Here is a 20,398-nt window from a genome sequence, read left to right on the forward strand (position 1 = left end):
AGAATAGCTTTTTGTAAAAACTGTTAGTTCGAGCAACTAAATAAAAAGGATAATAGAAACAGAAAGATTATTGCTACGAGAAATCACTCTGAAAGACACAGCGGATATGTTTCGGTTACACTCAAATCCTAATGTACAAAAGTATACAGGAGAGCCACCGGTTGCATCTTTAGAAGAAATGGAACAGGCGATACAGGCCAGAATCATCAACTACAAGAAATATGGATATGGTCGATGGGCTACTTTTCTAAAAGATAAGATGAAGTTTGTTGGCTGGGCCGGATTGGCCTATTTACCCGAATTTGATGAAATTGATCTTGGTTATAGATTTTTACCGGAATATTGGGGAATGGGGGTTGCCACTGAAGCATCTCGTGCAATTTTGGAATACGGATTTAAGCATCTTAAATTAAAAAGGATCATCGCCATTGCTATAAAGGAAAACAAAGCATCTATACGAGTGATGGAAAAAGTTGGGATGCAATTTGATAAATTCGCACCCTACGAACCCGGTGGCGAAGATGTTGCCTGGTATTGGTGTGACAAAAAACTAATCAAGAAAAGTAGAAAGCCCTAAAATTACGCTTTAAACAACACAGGTGTATGAAGGCAAATTACGGTAAGAAAATTACGTCAGTTAGAGTAGCGGTTTGTCTTGTAAAGCCAATCGTTGTATCGAAAACCCATAATTTTCTTATTTCAAGGCTAAATTGTTTTTACAGTACATAAAATCAAGATTGATGGTTTAGTATTTTGTTTTGAGAGGAATTTTATGTTTATTTAAAATACTCATATAAAATGTGATCGTGGACAAATCCGTTTAATATTTTGGTTAATTAAGATAAAATGAAAAAGAGCAAATCGATTAGGCTATTCATAACTGATCTAGATGATATTTTTGAAACTGCTCTTAATGTTTCATTATACAAATTTATTAACCATTCTTTGTTTAAGAATTCCAATATACAAACTAGTCCTCAAGAAAAACTTACTTACGAAAAACTTAAAAAATTTAACAATAAAAATTTACTCTACAATCATTTACTGGTAAGTATTGTTTCGATAATGGAAAGTTACCTACATAATATTTTGATAGAATCTGTAAAAAAAGATTCTTCTAAATCTATCAAATTTGTGGAAGGATTTAACTTTCAAAAAGCATTATCAGCAAGGGATGTCATTGAAGGTCCTGAATCACTCACATTAACAACTTTGCAAAATGTGATCTACCATAATTTACCCAGAGTTAACATCCTATTTAAAATAATTTTTGAGCTGGATATTCTTAATATCCCAAACATAGATGTAAAACCTATTTTCACTATTATTAAAATACGACACAGTATTGTACATGACTCAAATAGAGTAAAAGAAAAAAAGTTTTATATTAACGTAATTACTTTCATTGGATTTATGGATTTAATAGCTAATTGGTTATTGAATATTGATTCTATTATAATGAACAATAATCCCAGGAAAAGAAAAAAAGATTATGTTTTAAGATTCAATAAGGAGTTAGATAAATATACAAATACACCAATTATTGAAAAAGGCACTCTAGAGTTAATCAAAGATATGTTTTCTGAAAAAACTCAGTTATATGATAATAAGAGCGAAATCAAGTTATAAAAACTAACTATAATAAAGGTAACAAACCCCTCTCAGAAAGACAGGTACATAAACCAGTAATTTTTCTTATTTAAAGACCAACTTGTTTTTAGAGCTCCCAAAAACCTAAAGTGATTACATAGTGTTTTGTTTTGAAGGGAATTTTACGTTTCTTTAAAAGGTAGAATTAAAAGGTAATAGCTGCATTAAAAGTTTATAATACGTTAATGAATTTTGTTAATTCAGATATGAGAGAATTTATATATGATACTATGTAAGACTTTTGGTAGCCGAGAAAATAAGAAATATGGCAGGTAGATATGATGCATATTTAGTTTGTGAAAATGGACATGGGGTTAATAGTTCTTATTATACCTACCCTGAATTTAATAAAAAATATTGCACAACTTGTGGGGCGAAAACTAGAAAAGATTGTCCAAACTGCAGAAATGACATCGAAGGTCAAATTCATTACGAAAATGTAGTAGACATATCAGGTACAGTTAAATCTGTACCTGAAATCTGTAAATATTGTGGAAAAGATTTTCCCTGGAAATCAGAAACAAAAACTCAAGTTCAGGATAAAAATAAATTTAACAGTGACAATTTACTACTTTTAGAAACTATTTTTGACAAGTTTCATCTGGTTGTAAAACAGATTCGGCAACGATATAATAATCGAGAAACTTTAGACGTGAGAGATGAATATGATACTCAAGATTTATTACATTCATTATTAAGAATGTATTTTGAGGATATTAGAACTGAAGAATGGAACCCAAGTTATGCAGGAACCTCAACCAGATCCGACTTTCTTCTAAAAAAAGAAAACATTGTAATAGAAGTAAAAAAGACTCGTCCTAATTTAAAAGCAAAACAAATAGGTGAACAACTTATCATAGATATCACTAAATATAAAACACATCCAAATTGTAAAGTCCTATACTGCTTTGTTTATGATCCTGAAGGTTATGTAAGCAATCCTAAAGGAATCGAAAACGATTTAAATGATAATAAGTCTGATATGAAAGTAAAAGTTAAGATCGTTCCTAAAGGACATTAAAATCGTTTAGCAATAATTTGTCATATTTCATTTGTTTCTGCTTTGAAATCAAATCACTACCAAAAGATGTTTATTGCAAATATTGCAAACAATAAAATCGATGCGAACATTTAATCTAAAACTTATGGTTCGTGAAGAATTCATTACCAAGAAATCAAATTAGTTTTAAAACAGATAAAGAAATAGATTTTGGAAATGTATTTATAAGTGGTATAAATCTATAATGAGTAAATTAAAAAATGTACAGCTATCAAATAAAATTTATTGCTTTAGACGACACAATTAGATTTGAGCTAAAATCTCCAAATAAAAAAGAAATAGAAGATTTTGCATATTACATAATTTCAATATTTGTAATGATTAATGAGATTGACCAACCTATTTTGAATTCATTACAACGCTGCACAGTAGAAAAGAAAAATGGAATAAACGATTTTGTTGCAAAATATAACAGTAAACTACCAAAACTCAATTTGGTAAGTGCCTTTTTTAATAAGCTAAATGATAACGAGCCTTTTTTCTTTTTACCAAATATAAAGATGGAATTGGCAGAAACCATAAAATTAAGAGATTATCTAAGAGCCGAAATTGAAGGATTGGAATTTAAAGAGCTAAATGAGCAAACAACAGAATTGTTTGGAGAATTAATGGAGAATTATGTTATTGGAGGTGTTGGAGAAAAAAGAATTGCAATAGGAGAGAAAGATAAATCCAAAAGAATTTGCCGTTTCTGTGGGAGAAACAACGAGGACACAACATTTAGTAATAAGGCTCACGCAATTTCAGAATCACTCGGGAATAAAACAATTGTGTTATTTGAAGAGTGTGACGAATGTAACAAAAAGTTTAGTGAAACAATCGAACCTGATATTGTTCAATATTTATCATTATTCAGAACATTTTTTAACGTAAAAGGTAAAAATAGAGGAAAAGGAAAAGGAGGTAGAAAAAAGTTTGAGGGAAAAAACTTTACCTTAAAAAATGAAGATAAAGTAGAATTAGCCTTTCAAAGTTTAGATGATAGACCAATAGAAAACGATGAAAATTACAATGTTAAGTTAGAAACAGACCAACCAATTATTTTACAGAATATTTATAAAGCACTTTGCAAGTATTATTTATCAATCATTGATAAAAAATATCTACCATACTTTGAAAAAACCATTGATTGGATTAATGGAAGTTTAGAAATTGAACAGTTGCCGAAAATTGCAGAAATGATATCATATCACTCATTTGCGACTCAACCCAAGTTGACCTACTTTATAAGGAAAAATAATAACAAGAAAATTCCTTTTGCTGTTGGGGAGTTTTATTTCACTTGTAAAGTTTTTGCTTTTATTGTTCCTCTATGTGATCAGGACGAAAAGTCATTTATTAATAGGGATGATTTCAAGATATTTTGGGAAACATTCAAACATTTTAACAAAACTAAAGGCTGGATTTTTTATGATTTTTCAAATAAAAATAAAAGGGATTTCACAATTAATTTAAATTTTGAACTCAAAAAATCCCAAAACCAACGGTAACAAATCTAATGCTAACGACACTATGTTATAGTGACTCTTTGTAAATGGAACCAAAGAGTGCTTTTTTAAAATAATTTAATAATCAAAAAAAACAGTAAACTATGGCATTAGAAAACCTTATTAGTGTAAACTTTACAGAAGAAGAATTAACACAGCTAGACCAACATCTGGCAGGAATCAAACAAATCCTAACCGGTAAAACGGTAAACTTAACCGCAGACCAACGTATACAATATGGTCGTATTGCAAACCAAAACAAACTGGTGGTAGACAAGTCCAAAAACTATATGGAGCAGCATCCGGAATGGGTACCAAGATTTTTGGATAAAGAGGAGTTCGACAAGGATTATTTAGCACGTACCCAAGTAGAAAGCCGTGCACAAATGCTGGAAAACCTTAGTCAGCAATTAATAGATACCAAAACACTACTGGATCACGATAATTATACCAATGCATTAAGTTTTTATCGTATGGTGCGCTATCTGGCCGGAGAAAATGAGCCAGGAGCCAAAACAGTGTATCAGGATATGAAAGCATTGTTTAATAAGTCTACTCCAAACAATAGTAGCGATACAGATCAGTAATGAAGTAAAAATCCTTTTGATAAAACTATCAAAAGGATTTTCTTTTTTGAATGGTTTTAAAGGTCTCTTCCACCATCTACAAAGTCCTTTTACGGATTATGTTAACCCCTCCTTGCCTTCCAACAGTCCTTTTATGTATGACCAACATCCTTCTAGGTATTAAAAAGGTACTTCGAACCACCTTTTTGCGGGCTGGCATCCCTAAATTTAGGGCTCAGACCCCTTAAAAATGGGCTTACAGCCCTAATTTTAGGGCATCTTACCCTTTCGTTAAGGCTTAGAGACATTCTTCTAACCCTTCGAAGTATTAGATTAATCCTTCGAACTACCTTTTTGAGGGCTTAGAGGGGGTAATGAATGGGGTGAGAGTCTATTTTTAAGTAAACAATAAATAAGATACGGCAAAACCATCGTTATTTTACGTGATTAATTTATTGTATAAAGCTGGTTATCAGTAAATTGAAATCTAAAAATCACAATTTTTTATAGACAGAATCAAAAATCTGACGTTTTAAGGGAAAAAATAGTGTATCATTTCACTCTGGCAACCTCTGGAAACCCCCATTTTACCGTTTAAATGGCAGCAAAAGTACCACGAAAAAATAAGAATTTTACTATGAATTTTTTACAAAAATATGGCTAGTTTTGGTTTGTAAATCAATCATTTACGATCAACTTAAATAAAAAATCCAGTTAATAATAAAACGTAAAAAACAACATTATGAAAATGAAATCATTTTTTTTGCCAATTCTTTTTTTATTTTTAATGACAACCACAATTATAAGTTGCGAAGCAGATTCTATAGATGAAGAATTACAACAAATCGACCAAGAAGAAGTTGAAGACCCGGACGACAGGGGGAATTAAAATACTTTTTGTTATTATTGTTATTGGTGCTATACTTGGAAGTACAGCACCTTTCATTCATATACTATATCCGAAGACAACTCCTGATGTTATCGCCTTGAATAAATCTTATGATGAAGGAAAAATTTCTAAAGATCTTTACTTAATACAAAAAAAGGAACTTAAAGAAAAATATAAGGTTTTTGGATTTACGAATAAGCGTAGATTCTTATTTGCCATAGGATTACCTATTGCTCTTTTTGTCTGTTCATTTATCCTACTATATTTATCACGTTTTATTTCAGAAAAATCTGCTAAGAAAGGAAGTATTATAGCAGGGATTACCTTTCAGTTTACTTCTATATATTTCGTTGCCTGGGTTCTTTGGCCATATACATATGAAGAGAGGGACTTTAGTAAGTCTGCATACTATTTGGTGATAGTATTATCTTCTATCCTTATTACAATTACTCTTTTTCAGTTTCAAAAATCTTTATCTAATTACAATACCAAAATCAGAGAACTCATACATTTTATTGTTGGTACGAGAAAAAAATTGTTCTCTACTATAGAAAAACATGAGCCTAAAAATTTAGTAGAAGAACAAAAAAAGGAATTTGATCAAAAAATGTATGACGCATTCGAAAAAGTGGTTGATTAATGGAGAGAAGAAAACAAATACTTGATAAGCTAAAGAAATCTAATCAAATCTTTGATTGCGATTATGAAACTCTAGAAGAAGATTTAGAATTTAATCTGGAAAGTGAAATTAAGAGAAAACAAGATATTTTATCTTCTTTACTAATAGAAAAAGAGCTTTTGAAATTGAAAATTGAATTTTCTATTTAGTGGATTGGGATGTGATTAAGGAAGAGACTTTACGTTTAAGCTCTTCTATTTCATTTCTTACATCAGAAATCTCGTCATCGGTGTATATAGATTTCAGTAGTAATCTAAAACTTCTTATATCCTTGAAATCCTCAATATGATCAGAAATATAGTTTATAATTTCTATATGAGTGAACTCTGATAATTTTTTAGGAGAATTTTTATCTACGACACGATCACTATTCTCCAAAATCATATTTTCTTTTCCTGTCAGTAACCATACAGGGTTTAAATCTTCGTAAACACTAAGAATATTTTCAATTACAGTAGAGCCTATGCTCTTTCCCTCCTTTACAGCCTTTGATATACTTCCTCTGCTTGCATCAATACTGTTTTCAAAAGCATAAAAGCTGATGTTTTTGTTTTCAATGTATTGCCCCAATCTTTCTGAAACCATAAGAATAAAATCTTATAATTATTTTCTTTTATAAGAAAATAATCTTATATTTGTATAGTAACTAAACAAATGTATGAAAATTTTACCCTATCAAAGTGAATCTTAACCAACATTACATATTATACTTATTTGAATAATACGGCTATGAATAGAAAAGACACATTAGACATCAACAGCTTTACAGAAAGTGTAATTGACAATTTTCATATTGACATTCACGACTTAACATCTAAGGTAAAGGAAAAGCAATTTTATGAATCTTTGATATTTTCATGGATAAAGAGATCTTTTTATAAAGGTAAATCCACCAAAGAAACGATTCGTTTAATTCATAGAGCAAGAAACGTAACCTTGTTACATAACACTCTATAAACAAATATTACACAGACTACCCATTTAACATAAACACACATTACCCCGTCATAATAGAACTATTAACCATAACAATATTCTTTTATGAGTAGCACTAAAAGAAAAAAAGTAGAACAATGGATTATTGACTACAACGAAATTTTAAGCATACAGCCATTAGAACGTACATTGGGGTTTTCCAGAGGCACAATTTATAAGTTCATTACCAATAATCGAAAACTCACTGCAACAGAAATCAAAATCATTGATAGGTATATACAAAATATGATATCAAAATATCTAGAAATAGATTAAACCGGTTTTATGAAATGTGATTTAACAGATAAAAAGATGCACTTATATTTTTCTGATGTGCTACAAGTATTCCATATCTCGATACCTGAATTTATGTATGAACTGGTCAATGAAAATCCAGGTGCTATCCTGTTGTATGTATGGATTGATCAATTGTTTTACAAACAAAAAACAGTTGAGGAAACTGTAGTAATAATAACTAGAAATTTGGTGCTACGGTTTTTTGAAAAGAAACGAAAAAGAATCTGTAATCATGTGATTATAATTTAATTACAAGCTAAGAGGCATCTTAATTGTTGCTTTCGAACGATCTAATGCAACTACGGGAAGAAGGCTTTTAAATGCTATTTTTTCCGCTTAATCAATAGTATTTTTACTCTAAAATAACACTACAAATGATCTACTTGAACACCCTTTTTTATTGTAGAAACCCAACTAATTTTACTCTTTTTAACATCAAAAGAGCGTCACTTTTTAATGCTTATTTTTTTTAAAACAATGCACATCATTTTTAAATCATAAATACTTTAACTACTATGAAAAATTTTCTAAATTTAAAACCTGAAGTAAAACCTATCTTGAAACCGTTAACCTTACTATTCTCAATATGTATTCTCTTGCTTGCTGTTACAAGTTGTAATGACGAGTCTATAAGTGATGTAGAACAGATACAGCAAGTTTCTCTTGAGAATCCCGTAAAACATACACCAACTGAGCAAACTCCTTCATATGTTCAGGATGCTGTAGGGTCACTAGATTTTCAAAAATTATCTTCTAAATTTCAAACGAAAGCCAATAATCAATCAGATTTTAGCGATGAACTCTTGAATTATTGTATTGTTTCAGACAACGGAACAAAAAAGAGTTACACCTATGCATTTGAACATACCCTAGGTAATCACAATTATAACGACAAATTGGTCATAAACGAAGATAGTGGTGAGATTAAAAACATCAGTATACTACGTTATGAACCCACTGAAAACTATATCCTAAATGTTTCTGAAGGTATTGCAGTACCATTTTCTGGAAATATCACAAGGTTTAACCTTACTGATGATAGTTATCAAACCATTACTATTGAAAATGGTGTACAACAAAAATTACTACAAAAAAATAGTGGATGTATTCGTTATGATGTTTTCGAAATATTTGAATTAACCACTACTCATAATGGTGTTGTGACCACAACCTATGAAGCAGAATTTGTAGAAAGTGTTTATGATTGTAGCGAAACAAATGAAGGTGGAGGAACTAATGATGATGGTAGTACAGGAGGTTCAGGAGGATCAGGATCAGGGAATACGAATAATTATGATTCTTCGAATGACAATGTCCTTACTGTACCTCCTAGTTGTAAAAGTTTTGAATATCAGCAATTTTTAGATAACACTCAAGTATGTGCTACAAGAAATATTAGATTTAATATTGTGACGCTTGTAAATGGAAACTTTCGAGAAGTCGTTACTATAACTATGAATCAACCAATTTATTTTATTACCCCAAGGTTTTCTAGTTTACAAGGAAATTTAACTAATGGACAAGGTGCTAATTTAACAGCTCAAGCAGTACAAGCAACAACAAATTATTTAGTTGGTTTGCATATTGCAACTGGTTATAGTGAATCTCAGTTACGCGCATTATTTATGCAAACCCTTAATGAAAACTTAGCTACGATTATGCCAGGATCTGCCGCTAGTATTTCTCCTTTTTCTGGTCTTGATCCAATTCCAGTTACTGAGTATCAAACTACGATGTTTTTAAACGATAATTGCAGATAATAAAAAATAATTCTAACTATGTCTTTGTTTCTTTCTTTCTTAAATTCAGCAGTTTATAAGTATTATCCCAAAAATCTATATAATTCTGATCCCTTATATTATGAATCGAGAGAAGCAAAGGCATTTATGCTGTTGAGAAATGAATATCAAAACAAAACATTTTTAAACCAATTAACCGAATTTAAAGAAATACTAAAAACAGTATATCCAGATAAATGGATTAATATAAATAAAACCGAAATAATAACACCTTGTTACCAAATTGAAATAGTTCAAGAAAAAAATCACAGTATAGAGAGAACAACAACAATTTATCTCAGCATGTTAGTTCCTTTTTATCACATGATTAATTTGAATGTGGACTATGATTTTCAAAGAAAACATAAAGAAAAACACGGTTCTTTTCACAAGCAATATTACTCCACAAGCTTTAACATAGATAAGGAGCTTAAGAACTTCATCTCAACAAAAGTGTTAGAACATTTTTATTATAATGAATTCCCTAGAGAGCTTTTAAATTTGAAAATCCCTGATGTTTTTGCCCTAAATTCAACGGAAATAATTAATTATCGTAAAGCTTTTTTTACGGATTCTTACAAAATGTCTCACGCACAATATCATATCGATAAGATTTAAACAATGAAAAACTTATTACTTCTTCTCTCTATTTTAACTTATACAAATTATTCTAGCGGTCAAGATATAACTGGTAAATGGGTAATGGTTGTAGATGATCACACATATTCTTCACCAAATAGCTTAATTAGGGAATTGACCGAAAACAAAGAAAAAATTTATAGTTTAGATAGTCTGTGCTTTATTAATCAAATAAAGATTGATACTACTGATAAATTAATTAAATATTACAAAAAGAAACAAATTGTAAATGAAATTAATTATGAATTACAGGATAGTCTAACACTAATTGAATATTCTAAGAGTAGAAGAACCAAAAAGATCAACAAATTTATTTATACAAAATTAATTCCTACAACAATAAAATATCCAGTAGACAGTATATACAAAAAACAATATGAGCATTTTTATCCTATTTCAATGATAAGACAAGAAGCCAGATTAAAGTTGCAAGGCGATATGTGTTCAGATAAGATGAAAAAAATATATGAGCGTATGGAAAAATTAGGATGGTGTTATTATTATAGATTAGAAAAGATCGATAATACATATTTTATAGCATTCTATTGGAGAAAAAACAAAAGAAAATGGATTGTTCCTATTGCAGAAATTAATAGGGATCATCTGCTCGTATACGGAATTCCTGGTAAAGAAGGCTTTATGAAGATCAATGAGATCAAAGAAATCAAAGAATCTTATAATTTTATTAAAAACTAAACATACTAATAAATTAGTGCGTTAATTTAAAGTGAAACATTCTACTTTATGAGATCAGAGAAAGAAATACATACTTTACTAAAAAGGATAGAAAAGATTATTGAGAGTATCCAAAAAACTAAAAAACCCTTCTGATTATTATAAGATAGAGAATTGTGAATATAAAATTCTTCTCACCCAAAAAGATTTTTATGATTGGATTTTGGGAGGTTCTGGATATGATATTGATGGCGCTTACAAGTCTGTTGAAAATTATCTGGATTGATTACGATGGACTTTGAGCAGAATGAGAAATCCTATCGACGAATAGCAACCTATCTGTCGATTTCGATGACCGACATTGTTATTAAAGAGATTCAATTATTAGAAAATATGGAGGCAACGCTAAAATTAATAAATTAACAGAATAGAAAGTTGCCAACAATCTATACCCGTAATTATTAAAATCTGTGCTTACTAAATCAACTTATATCAACCCGCAACAGACTATTACAAAACAGGTTAATTTTAACGATATGACGAAAATACAGAATTCAATCAGATGACCATAAAACTAAACATATTTACGTTTTTTAGCGCTTTGGTTTTATTGATATCTTGCCACGTTCAGCACTCTAATAAGAAAGAAAACACTAACCAGTTTAAAGAACTATTGGTAAAAGGCGACATTGTAGAAGAACTTGGTAGTAGTATCATGGCTATCTATCAGGATAAGAAAAAAAATTATTGGTTTGGTAGTTGGGAAACAGGGATATATAGATTTGACGGAAAGACATTAATTAATTTTACCACCAAGCATGGATTACCGAACAATAGAATCGATGAGATAAAAGAAGATAATTCTGGTAACATATACTTCACAAGTTGTCATCCAATTTCTACAATAGTTAAATTTGATGGAAATACATTTACAACATTACAGGGAATCCCTAGTAATGATTGGAAACTTAAATCCACAGATATGTGGTTTAAACACGCTTATCAAAATGAGAAAGTATATCGGTATGACGGAAGTACTTTATATGAATTGCAATTACCCAAACCGCCAAACCTTTCTAATCCTTTTGAAATCTACAGCATTTATAAAGACAAAAAAGAAAACATTTGGTTTGGCACAAACCCTGTAGGAGCTTGTCGTTATGATGGAAAATCATTTAAATGGATTACAGAAGAAGATGTGACAGAATTTCGCAATGAAGGAGCGAACGGAGTGCGTTCTATTACCGAAGATAAAAATGGAGACTTTTGGTTCAATACCGAATATCGATATAGCGTTTACGACAGCATAACGTTAAAAAGTAATAAGTTTTACACACGACACGAAAGCATTGGGGGTCTAGACGAGAAAAAGGATAGCGATTTGGACGAGTATTTATCAACGGTAAGAGACGAAGATGATAATTTGTGGTTTGTAACATATCGTGATGGCGTTTGGAAATATGATGGAATAAAAATTACTCAATATATAATTAAAGACAATTCAAAAGACATTACGCTATTCAGCATTTACAAAGACAACGATGGCGAACTATGGCTTGGTACCCACCAAAACGGAGCATATAAATTTAATGGAACAGCTTTTGAAAAATTCAAACTATAAGATTGCAGGAAATGCAGGACTTCATAAGCTATGAATTTTATCGAACAAAAATATGATTTACGAAATTAGACATAACAAAAAGTATGGATTTGTTGATGCATTAGGACGAATTGTAATTTTACCTACTTATGATAAGGTTGGTGATTTTTCTGAAGGCTTAGTAGGTGTTTTTAAAGAATTTGTACCAAGAACGAATTCAGAAAGCCAGCCGGCGCATTTTTGGTATATAAACTCTAAAGGAGAAACTTCAATCAGAAACCCAAAATTTGATTGGGGCGAACCATTTTCTGAAGGAGTAGCCTACGTTAGATGTAAAGAAAGTGGTAAATGGGGATTTATTAATTTAGACGGAAAAATAATTATTGAACCAAAATATGAAGACAGCTATTCCTCAGGTTTTAGCGACGGACTTGCCAATGTTCGCGAAAATGAAAAACACGGATATATCAATAAAGTAGGAGAAGTTATAATTCCTTTTATTTATGATTGGGGTTATAGATTTAATGATGGATATGCTATTGTTAAAAAAGGAAGTCAAAAATTTTTTATTGATAAAAAAGGGAATAAACTAAAAACGGAAAAATGCACTATTGTCGACACAATAAATGGTGGATTTAAAGAAGGATTAGCTGTAGTAAAAGCTAAGAAAAAATATGGTTTAATAGACCTTCATGGTGATTTTGCTATACCACCTAAATATGATGATCTCGGAGGTTATCACGATGGTGTGTGTTCGTTTGAGATTGATGGTAAATGGGGGTTTATGGATAAAACTGAACAAATATTTATTGAACCTAAATTTAAAGGTGTAGGATATTTCCAAGATGGTGTTGCCCCGGCAACTTTAAATGGTAAAAAATGGGGGTTAATTGATTTGGCTGGCCAATTTATAAAAGAACCTGAATTTGACGAGATTTGGGATTTTTCCAAAAGAATGACTCACGAACTTTCTAAAAGTAACAAATGGAGGTTAGCCCGTTGCAGTAATGATAGACAAGAGTATTATATCAATTCAAAATGTGAAATAGTATGTGAGATAGAAGCCAAACTAGAAAAACAAAAGCTAAAAAATGAACTGTTAAAATCTGCCCTTTCAGAAAATGTTATTAAAGAAAAAAATGTATGGGTTAAAGCCAAATGGAGTTACGATGGATTTACTATAACAAAAAAAGGAGCAATCAAGCCTATATATTTTATTCTTAAATGGTTAAAATCAAAAGACCTCTTGACAAATGAAGGAATTGATTGCTATAAGGATAAAAATAATTTGGATATTGGATTGTATAGATTTATGGTTAAACCAGAAGCTGCATTCTTTTTAGATAGATTCTATAACCTATGGTATGATCTTGAAGATATAGCTAGTTTTGAATTAGATCCGGAATTAAAGTTTAATGGAAATGAAAATCTGGATGAGTATTGGGAATATTTTACCAAAAACAAATAAAAACAAACTATTATTTAATAAAACATATAAGTCCTGACTTAAAGAAACAATCTTTAAAAATGAAGTGTAAACCTTGGTGGAAATTTTGGTAAAAGTTATATATACTAACTCCATAGCTATGATGCCTTAGCAAGCTAAGCGATAGATTTGAACACGTCTTTATATATTTATGAAAGTGCAAAGCTTGCTAAAAACAATCTTGGCTTCAAAGGAATTAGCCAGTGTAAAAAGATCGAAAGCAAGGTGTTTTTAAGTGCCTGAAGGCATTTATAAATATTGTATATGATAAGCTAAAAAATATGCAGAAACATAAATACTGGGGGAAAGTTGAAGAAGATTGGGCTGGATACTCAGCCGAAGTTCTTTTGGAATCAGAACATTTTGACAACAAAGAGATTACAATATTTTTAGGAAGAGAATTTGATGAAGATGGAGAAGAGATAGAAACAATTCCCTCTAATAATGAACTAAATGATTTTGAATACACCTACTCTAGTTTTATAGCTGAACTAGAAAAAATTATTGAAAAAATAAAAGAAAAGACTTTTGAGAGGTATCTCAAATTATATGCTCATTACTATGAAAACGAAGAGGAATCAGGAGAAAAACCATTAGGAATATTAACTAAAGATAATCATTTTGAATACATAAAATACATTAATTATATCCGAATCCTAGATCACGGAAATATTAAAATCTTAATTCGTTATAAAATTGATACAGAACACGGAATTGAAATAAGACTTGAAAATAATAAGATAATTGATATTGGTGGAATAGGAGAAACGTAAAATAATAACACCACATAACAATGTATCCAATAAAAACTTGGCTTTGTGTTCACCTGCTACCGATAGGCGAGTTCGAAGTGTTACTGTCGTCTTACACGTAACAATTCATAGACAGAATCGTAAGTCAGAATTTATAAACCTTAAAAATCAAAAAATTGACAAAATCAATTCTAGCATTATTATTTTTCGCACTTGTTATTTCCTCTTATGGCCAAGGAAATACAAATAAATTAGATGGGCTTGATCAAAAAATTGAAGAATGGATGAAGATCTACAAAGCCGTTGGATTATCCGTTTCTGTAGTAGAAAACAATTCGATTATTTTCAATAAAGGATTTGGATATAGAAATTTAGATGATAAAAAAGTAGTTGACATAAATACCGTTTTCCCTATTGCTTCTTGCTCAAAAGCCTTCACGGCTTCCTTATTAGGAATTTTGGAAGAAGAGAACAAACTTTCGTTAAAAAACAAGCCTTCAGATTATATACCAACTCTTGAGTTTTATAACACTGAGATGGATGAGCTCATTACTATTGAAGATCTATTGTCTCACAAAAGTGGCCTGGGAGCTATAAATGGAACCTTGGTGCTTTTCCCTGAGAATGATCGTTTAAAAGTTTTACAAAAATTAAAGTATATAGAACCCGAAGGAAAAGTTAAAGAAAGTAGTATCTATAGCAATATGGGATTTACCATTGCCGGTACCATTGCAGAACAAGTTTCCAACCAAACCTGGGAAGAGTTAGTGCAACAGAATATCTTTAAGCCTTTGCAAATGTCCTCTTCTTTTACAGATTTAGCTAGTGCTAAAAAAAATAATAATTTTTCTCTAGGCTACGGGCTACTAAAAAATGATATTCAACAAGTTCAATTTGAAGAGTACAAGGACTACAAACCAGCTGGCGGTATTAGAAGCACATCAACAGATATGGCTCATTGGATGATGGCGTGGTTAAACAACGGCACAAATAATGGCAAACAAGTAATACCTAGAGACTTTCTAAAAAATGCAAGATTGTTCCATAATCAACGAGCTGGTGATTACGAACCGTCTTTATTCTTAACGGGCTATGGATTAGGGTGGCGGGTAGAAACCCAAGATGGAGAGTTTAAAGTTTATCATGGGGGTAACACTTCCGGTTTTAGTACGCTTGTTGTGACCTATCCATTTAAGAATTTTGGTATTACCGTCTTAACAAATCAGGATGATTCCATTCTTCCATACATAATTGCCGATATCATCAAGAATAGAATGTTGGGAGTAAAAAAAGATCAAGATTATCCGATTATGGTGACAGACATTTATCACCCGGGTAAGTTGAACAAGTCGATAAATACCAAAAAATCACCTACGCATTCCTTAACATCATTTGTTGGAGAATATCTACACCAAGGATATGGAAACATAAAGATTGTTTTAGAAGATGGTCACTTATATGCCATCTATCCTGAACATACATTCTTTTTAGAACACTTATACCACAATGTGTTTGTGATGAAGCCATTAAAAGATATATCAGATATAATGAATCCAGAGTTTGCAGTAAACTTCAGAACCAATAATCATGATAAAATATCCTCTTTAACCATCAACTTACAATCAAAACCTGTTGAATTTATGAAGCAAACAGAACATTGAAACTACCCACTTTATCTTGCCACAACAAATAGTGATTTTAGTAATTAGATGTGCTCGTGAATATAAAACTAAAAATAATTATTGAGATCCTTTTGAAGGAGACCAAATAGATTCTAAATTGAACCTTCTTGTAGAATATATCCAGTTAATAAAAAAAGTTAAATGTGAGAAGTTTTAAAAAAGGTCTTGGAAGAGTAAAATAACTTAGGATAATATACATAGTCCACAAAGGTTTAGAAAAAATCTAAAAGTTGCCGCTTATTTGGTAGCTATGCAAAGACTTAAATTTAGTATTTTAGAAAAATAATAAGGAAAATTGAACTTGGTTAAGTGCGTGTCAGAAAACCTTTAGCCAACATTAACAACAAGTAGGCAAAAAAACACCCACACATGAAAAACATCATCGTACTAATTACATTCTTTCTTTGCTCCGTATTTTCGATTGCGCAAATCAAACAAAGCCAAGCTATAGATAGTATTTTTTATAAATGGGATAACGATAATACTCCTGGTTGTGCTATGGGCATAATTAAAAATGGTGAATTGATTTATGCAAAAGGCTATGGCATAGCAAATATGGAGTATAAAATTCCAAACTCCACCTCTTCAGTTTTTAGAATAGGTTCTACCTCTAAACAATTCACAGCTGCTTGTGTTGTGCTTCTAGCTGAACAAGGAAAATTAAAATTTGAGAATACCTTAAAAAACTATTTTCCTGATTTTCCTGAGTATGCAAACAAAATTACTGTCAGACATTTATTAAATCATACCAGTGGCATCAGGGATTATCTGCAATTAGCATATTTAAAGGGGTTGGAAGATGATGACTTTTACACCGATAACGACATTATGGAATGGTTAGTAAATCAAACTGATCTTAATTTTGCTCCTGGAAAAGAATATTTGTATAGTAATTCGGGATATTGGCTTTTAGGTCAAATTGTAAAAGAAGTGGCGGGAACGAATATGGCAGAGTTTGCGCAAAAGGAAATATTTGAACCTCTTGAAATGCACGACACCCATTTCCATAATGACCATACAAGAATTGTTAAAAATAGAGCCTCAGGATACATACCTAGTGACAATAACAGCTACAAAATTAGCATGACAACATTGGATATGATAGGTGATGGAGGCATTTTTACTACAATAAATGATATAAAGAAATGGGATGATGCATTCTATGACTCCAATGTTCTGAGCAAAGAGTTTTGGAAAATGATGACAAAACAAGGTGTTTTAAATAACGGAGAAACAATCGATTATGCATCGGGACTAATGATAGGTGAATATAAAGGACTAAAAACTATAAGACACGGAGGTGCTTTTGTTGGGTTTAGAGCTGAATTGCTTCGTTTTCCTGAGCAAAAATTATCCATAGCTATTTTTGCCAATCGCGGTGATGCTAATCCGTCATTAATGGCAAACCAAGTTGCGGATATTATACTCGAACACCAACTTAAAAATGAAGTCGACAAAAAAGAAGAGAGAGAAATAAAGACAACTTCGAGTAAAGAATTTTCGTTAAAACAAATTGCCGGAGCTTATGAAATACAACCTGGGGTTACACTAAAGTTATCCATCCAAACTGATTCGCTGCGTGTTTTACAAACTTGGAACCAATCTTCCTATAATATTGTTAGAATCAAAGGGAGCACGTTTCAAATTCCTGGAGAAGAAGGAATAAGTTTTACATTTTCGGATTTGAATGAAGACCAAACACAAACCCTTTCTATTTTACAAGGTGGCAGAAAAACGAAAGCATCTAGAAAAAAACAAGTTGATCTCTCTCAAATAAAGCTTACTGATTACGTTGGAAAATATTACAGCAAGGAACTCGATGTAACTTATATTTTTGAACTGAATGATGAAGCTTTAAAACTAAAAATTGATAATAAAAAAATGAACGAATGTACTGTTGAAGACATAGATAAATTTGTTCTGAAACAAGGTGTAGTCAAGTTTCAAAGAACAAATGATGTTGTTTCTGGATTTGAACTGGATTCTGGCAGAGTTAAAAATTTGAAGTTTGAAAAACAAGACTAGTACAAAACCGATCATATAAAAGCTGAAAATGTAAAGTTATTTTAATAATTTATCTAAGACATTTTTTGTTTTTTCAAAAGAAGATCTTGGTGGTTCTAAGTTGATGATTTTACCATCTGGATCAATCAGTATAAAACCTGGAATAGAATTCACTGCGTATGTATTCATAAATCACTATCAAAAGATTTATCTGCAAATAGTTGTAGTCCTCCAAGTTCTTTATCAGTAATTGTCTGTTTCCAGGTAGCTTTTAGTTATTTCTTAAGTGAACAAATTATGAAAAACTTACAATATATAATTCTCAATTTCTTTACTTGTATCAATTTGAGCTTGGTTTTTTCTAGATGAATTACCGCTCGTTGATAATGTAGAAGTATCCTCTCAATAACCAGAGAATTCGGAGTAATTCTATGGATACGAGCTGTTTTATCTTTGGCTTTACTGCCCATATTCTTCTTTCTCTTAAAAACTTGAAATCATCAATCAATTTCATTTAGTCTGAAAATTTACCTCACTATATTATTGTTTTCTACTGTTTTTAGAAATTCCCCATGCCTCTTTTAGGCTATGGAATTTCGTCTATAACGGGATATACACTAGCTATAAACTGGTTAATTAAAAAATTCTGAATTAATAAAAACCAAGAAACAAATAACAATCAAAAATTTAGTAACTAATTTAGTGCATCCCTACTCTTTAAAATTGTTTAAATTATAAATCCTAACAAGAATTTAAAAACAAAACTATGATCTCTAAATTAGCATCTGTATCTATAATTACCTTCTTACTACTAGTCATAAGCTGTAAAGAAGATAAACCTTCAAAAATAATTCAGGAACCAAATACAAAAGTCAATACGGAAAAGGAAAAAGAAGCTATTTTAGAAGCTCTAAATAACGAAACCAAAGCTGCTTTTCAGCGAAATTATGAGCTTTGGAAGGAATTTTGGATACACGATCCGGAGATTACAAAAGTATATATTGATTTTGCAGATAGTACTTTTTCTGAATCCGTAGGCTGGAAGGAAATCAACCAATTTGTCAAAACTTTTATGGAAGAACACCCCGAACCTGAACCATTACCTAAATCACTAGAAAGTATTAATGTAAGGCTTTATGATCATGGGGCTTGGGTAACCTATAAACAGCAAGACTCATTGCGTGGGCTGAAACGCGAAACGAGACTCATGGAAAAAGTAGATGGAAAATGGAAAATAGCCGGAATGCAGACTACCATTTACGGATTCAAAATAGAAAGAAAGTAATGTCTAATTTCGTACTGCTAATCCCATAAGCTTAACGGCTTTACCCGGCACAACAAATCTAAATTCACATAAACAAGACTTTTATTCTCGTTATCACTCACCAAAAAGTACACTTTACGTAACAGTAGGAACCATTCACTAATTCTAGATTTTACATCGGCTAATATACCCTTAGTTTTGAAGTAGTAACTAAAAATATACTACTATGAAAAATCAGTTTAGCTTAAATATCAAAACACCATGTACTGAGAATTTTACTAGCTTCTCTCCAACAGAAAAAGGTGGGTTTTGCAATTCTTGCACAAAAGAAGTGATCGATTTCTCCAGAATGAACATTACAGAAATCATTCAATACTTTGAAACACATTCGACAAAAAACACCTGCGGAAGGTTTAATAGCAATCAATTAACAACATATACAAATACCGATTCAAAAAGAAAGAACATTAGTCTTTTGACTGGTTTGGCATTTGCGTGTATTGCATTGTTCTCTTTTACCAAAACACAAGCGCAGAACATCAAAAATCAACTAAAAACTGCGGATAACAACCCTTCAAAATTTCAAAAAGTCATCAATGAAAATAACATAAGCGTTAAGGGTGTAGTATCTGAAAAAGGTGTTCCATTACCAGGAGTCAATATTGTTCTAGAAGGAACTAGGATCGGAACCTCAACAGATCTTGATGGGAATTTTGAGTTTCCGGCGCAACTTAAAAAAGGTGATGTTCTAGTATTTAGTTATTTAGGTTTTACTTCTAAAAAAGTAGTTATTCAGGATACAAATTCTGTCAACGATATTGTATTACAAGTACATCTAGAAGAATCTGGATGTATCCTGATGGGAAAAGTCGCTGTCAAAAAAGTTTATAGTTCTAAAAAGAATTAATCCTTTTC

24 protein-coding genes are annotated in these 20,398 nt (G+C 31.1%); 22 read left to right on the forward strand and 2 right to left on the reverse strand.

Annotated features, from left to right (window positions below; all coding sequences use genetic code 11):
- The first annotated feature begins 70 nt into the window (after window positions 1–70).
- The 8 genes from ACE94K_RS22260 to ACE94K_RS22295 all read left to right on the forward strand — a co-directional run bounded on the left by ACE94K_RS22260 (window position 71) and on the right by ACE94K_RS22295 (window position 6,480).
- Entirely contained in the window at window positions 71–577 is a 507-nt protein-coding gene (locus ACE94K_RS22260) for a GNAT family N-acetyltransferase (protein ID WP_378177849.1), read from the forward strand.
- A gap of 269 nt (window positions 578–846) precedes the next feature.
- A complete protein-coding gene (locus ACE94K_RS22265) occupies window positions 847–1,629 on the forward strand; it encodes a hypothetical protein (protein WP_378177852.1) in 783 nt (260 codons plus the stop codon).
- A 286-nt stretch (window positions 1,630–1,915) separates the two neighbouring features.
- The gene (locus tag ACE94K_RS22270; protein WP_378177854.1) at window positions 1,916–2,671 is read left to right on the forward strand and encodes a DUF2321 domain-containing protein; all 756 of its coding nucleotides are present in this window, start codon (window positions 1,916–1,918) and stop codon (window positions 2,669–2,671) included.
- Window positions 2,672–2,910: 239 nt separating this feature from the next.
- Complete coding sequence (locus tag ACE94K_RS22275) at window positions 2,911–4,200, forward strand: HNH endonuclease (protein ID WP_378177857.1); 1,290 nt, start codon at window positions 2,911–2,913, stop codon at window positions 4,198–4,200.
- Window positions 4,201–4,301: 101 nt separating this feature from the next.
- Window positions 4,302–4,784, forward strand: coding sequence for a hypothetical protein (locus ACE94K_RS22280; protein ID WP_378177860.1), 483 nt, complete (start codon window positions 4,302–4,304; stop codon window positions 4,782–4,784).
- Between the two features lie 727 nt (window positions 4,785–5,511).
- The gene (locus ACE94K_RS22285) at window positions 5,512–5,652 is read left to right on the forward strand and encodes a hypothetical protein (protein ID WP_378177863.1); all 141 of its coding nucleotides are present in this window, start codon (window positions 5,512–5,514) and stop codon (window positions 5,650–5,652) included.
- Window positions 5,624–6,292, forward strand: a complete 669-nt coding sequence (locus tag ACE94K_RS22290) for a hypothetical protein (RefSeq protein WP_378177866.1) — start codon at window positions 5,624–5,626, stop codon at window positions 6,290–6,292. The genes ACE94K_RS22285 and ACE94K_RS22290 overlap by 29 nt, the downstream gene beginning before the upstream one ends.
- Window positions 6,292–6,480 (forward strand): hypothetical protein, encoded by a 189-nt coding sequence (locus ACE94K_RS22295; RefSeq protein ID WP_378177869.1) that lies wholly within the window; start codon window positions 6,292–6,294, stop codon window positions 6,478–6,480. Before ACE94K_RS22290 ends, ACE94K_RS22295 begins: the two co-directional genes overlap by 1 nt.
- On the opposite strand, the gene ACE94K_RS22300 is transcribed toward ACE94K_RS22295, so the two are convergent.
- On the reverse strand, window positions 6,473–6,916 hold the full coding sequence (locus tag ACE94K_RS22300) for a hypothetical protein (RefSeq protein ID WP_378177872.1): 444 nt from the start codon (window positions 6,914–6,916) through the stop codon (window positions 6,473–6,475). The genes ACE94K_RS22295 and ACE94K_RS22300 overlap by 8 nt on opposite strands.
- Window positions 6,917–7,060: 144 nt before the next feature.
- On the opposite strand from ACE94K_RS22300, the gene ACE94K_RS22305 reads away from it, so the two are divergent.
- From ACE94K_RS22305 to ACE94K_RS22360, 12 genes are all read left to right on the forward strand, one after another.
- On the forward strand, window positions 7,061–7,288 hold the full coding sequence (locus ACE94K_RS22305; RefSeq protein WP_378177875.1) for a hypothetical protein: 228 nt from the start codon (window positions 7,061–7,063) through the stop codon (window positions 7,286–7,288).
- An 84-nt stretch (window positions 7,289–7,372) separates the two neighbouring features.
- Entirely contained in the window at window positions 7,373–7,582 is a 210-nt protein-coding gene (locus tag ACE94K_RS22310) for a hypothetical protein (RefSeq protein WP_378177878.1), read from the forward strand.
- Window positions 7,583–7,591: 9 nt separating this feature from the next.
- Window positions 7,592–7,852 (forward strand): hypothetical protein, encoded by a 261-nt coding sequence (locus ACE94K_RS22315; protein ID WP_378177880.1) that lies wholly within the window; start codon window positions 7,592–7,594, stop codon window positions 7,850–7,852.
- A gap of 266 nt (window positions 7,853–8,118) precedes the next feature.
- Complete coding sequence (locus tag ACE94K_RS22320) at window positions 8,119–9,363, forward strand: hypothetical protein (protein WP_378177883.1); 1,245 nt, start codon at window positions 8,119–8,121, stop codon at window positions 9,361–9,363.
- 18 nt (window positions 9,364–9,381) lie between these two features.
- Window positions 9,382–9,999 (forward strand): hypothetical protein, encoded by a 618-nt coding sequence (locus tag ACE94K_RS22325; protein WP_378177886.1) that lies wholly within the window; start codon window positions 9,382–9,384, stop codon window positions 9,997–9,999.
- 3 nt (window positions 10,000–10,002) lie between these two features.
- On the forward strand, window positions 10,003–10,716 hold the full coding sequence (locus ACE94K_RS22330) for a hypothetical protein (protein ID WP_378177889.1): 714 nt from the start codon (window positions 10,003–10,005) through the stop codon (window positions 10,714–10,716).
- Window positions 10,717–10,816: 100 nt separating this feature from the next.
- Complete coding sequence (locus tag ACE94K_RS22335; RefSeq protein ID WP_378177892.1) at window positions 10,817–10,981, forward strand: hypothetical protein; 165 nt, start codon at window positions 10,817–10,819, stop codon at window positions 10,979–10,981.
- 276 nt (window positions 10,982–11,257) lie between these two features.
- Window positions 11,258–12,316, forward strand: coding sequence for a two-component regulator propeller domain-containing protein (locus ACE94K_RS22340; RefSeq protein ID WP_378177895.1), 1,059 nt, complete (start codon window positions 11,258–11,260; stop codon window positions 12,314–12,316).
- Between the two features lie 52 nt (window positions 12,317–12,368).
- On the forward strand, window positions 12,369–13,763 hold the full coding sequence (locus ACE94K_RS22345) for a WG repeat-containing protein (protein WP_378177898.1): 1,395 nt from the start codon (window positions 12,369–12,371) through the stop codon (window positions 13,761–13,763).
- 299 nt (window positions 13,764–14,062) lie between these two features.
- Complete coding sequence (locus ACE94K_RS22350) at window positions 14,063–14,554, forward strand: DUF6985 domain-containing protein (protein WP_378177901.1); 492 nt, start codon at window positions 14,063–14,065, stop codon at window positions 14,552–14,554.
- 155 nt (window positions 14,555–14,709) lie between these two features.
- On the forward strand, window positions 14,710–16,194 hold the full coding sequence (locus tag ACE94K_RS22355; protein WP_378177904.1) for a serine hydrolase: 1,485 nt from the start codon (window positions 14,710–14,712) through the stop codon (window positions 16,192–16,194).
- A 390-nt stretch (window positions 16,195–16,584) separates the two neighbouring features.
- Window positions 16,585–18,240 (forward strand): serine hydrolase domain-containing protein, encoded by a 1,656-nt coding sequence (locus ACE94K_RS22360; protein WP_378177906.1) that lies wholly within the window; start codon window positions 16,585–16,587, stop codon window positions 18,238–18,240.
- A gap of 36 nt (window positions 18,241–18,276) precedes the next feature.
- Here ACE94K_RS22360 and ACE94K_RS22365 read toward each other — a convergent pair whose 3' ends face one another.
- Window positions 18,277–18,408 (reverse strand): TlpA family protein disulfide reductase, encoded by a 132-nt coding sequence (locus tag ACE94K_RS22365; RefSeq protein WP_378177909.1) that lies wholly within the window; start codon window positions 18,406–18,408, stop codon window positions 18,277–18,279.
- A gap of 577 nt (window positions 18,409–18,985) precedes the next feature.
- Here ACE94K_RS22365 and ACE94K_RS22370 point away from each other — a divergent pair.
- Both ACE94K_RS22370 and ACE94K_RS22375 read left to right on the forward strand, forming a co-directional pair.
- Window positions 18,986–19,504, forward strand: coding sequence for a hypothetical protein (locus tag ACE94K_RS22370; protein WP_378177912.1), 519 nt, complete (start codon window positions 18,986–18,988; stop codon window positions 19,502–19,504).
- A 205-nt stretch (window positions 19,505–19,709) separates the two neighbouring features.
- The gene (locus ACE94K_RS22375; RefSeq protein WP_378177915.1) at window positions 19,710–20,390 is read left to right on the forward strand and encodes a carboxypeptidase-like regulatory domain-containing protein; all 681 of its coding nucleotides are present in this window, start codon (window positions 19,710–19,712) and stop codon (window positions 20,388–20,390) included.
- Window positions 20,391–20,398: the final 8 nt, after the last annotated feature.

This window comes from Aquimarina besae, from assembly GCF_042434905.1.
GTDB lineage: Bacteria > Bacteroidota > Bacteroidia > Flavobacteriales > Flavobacteriaceae > Aquimarina.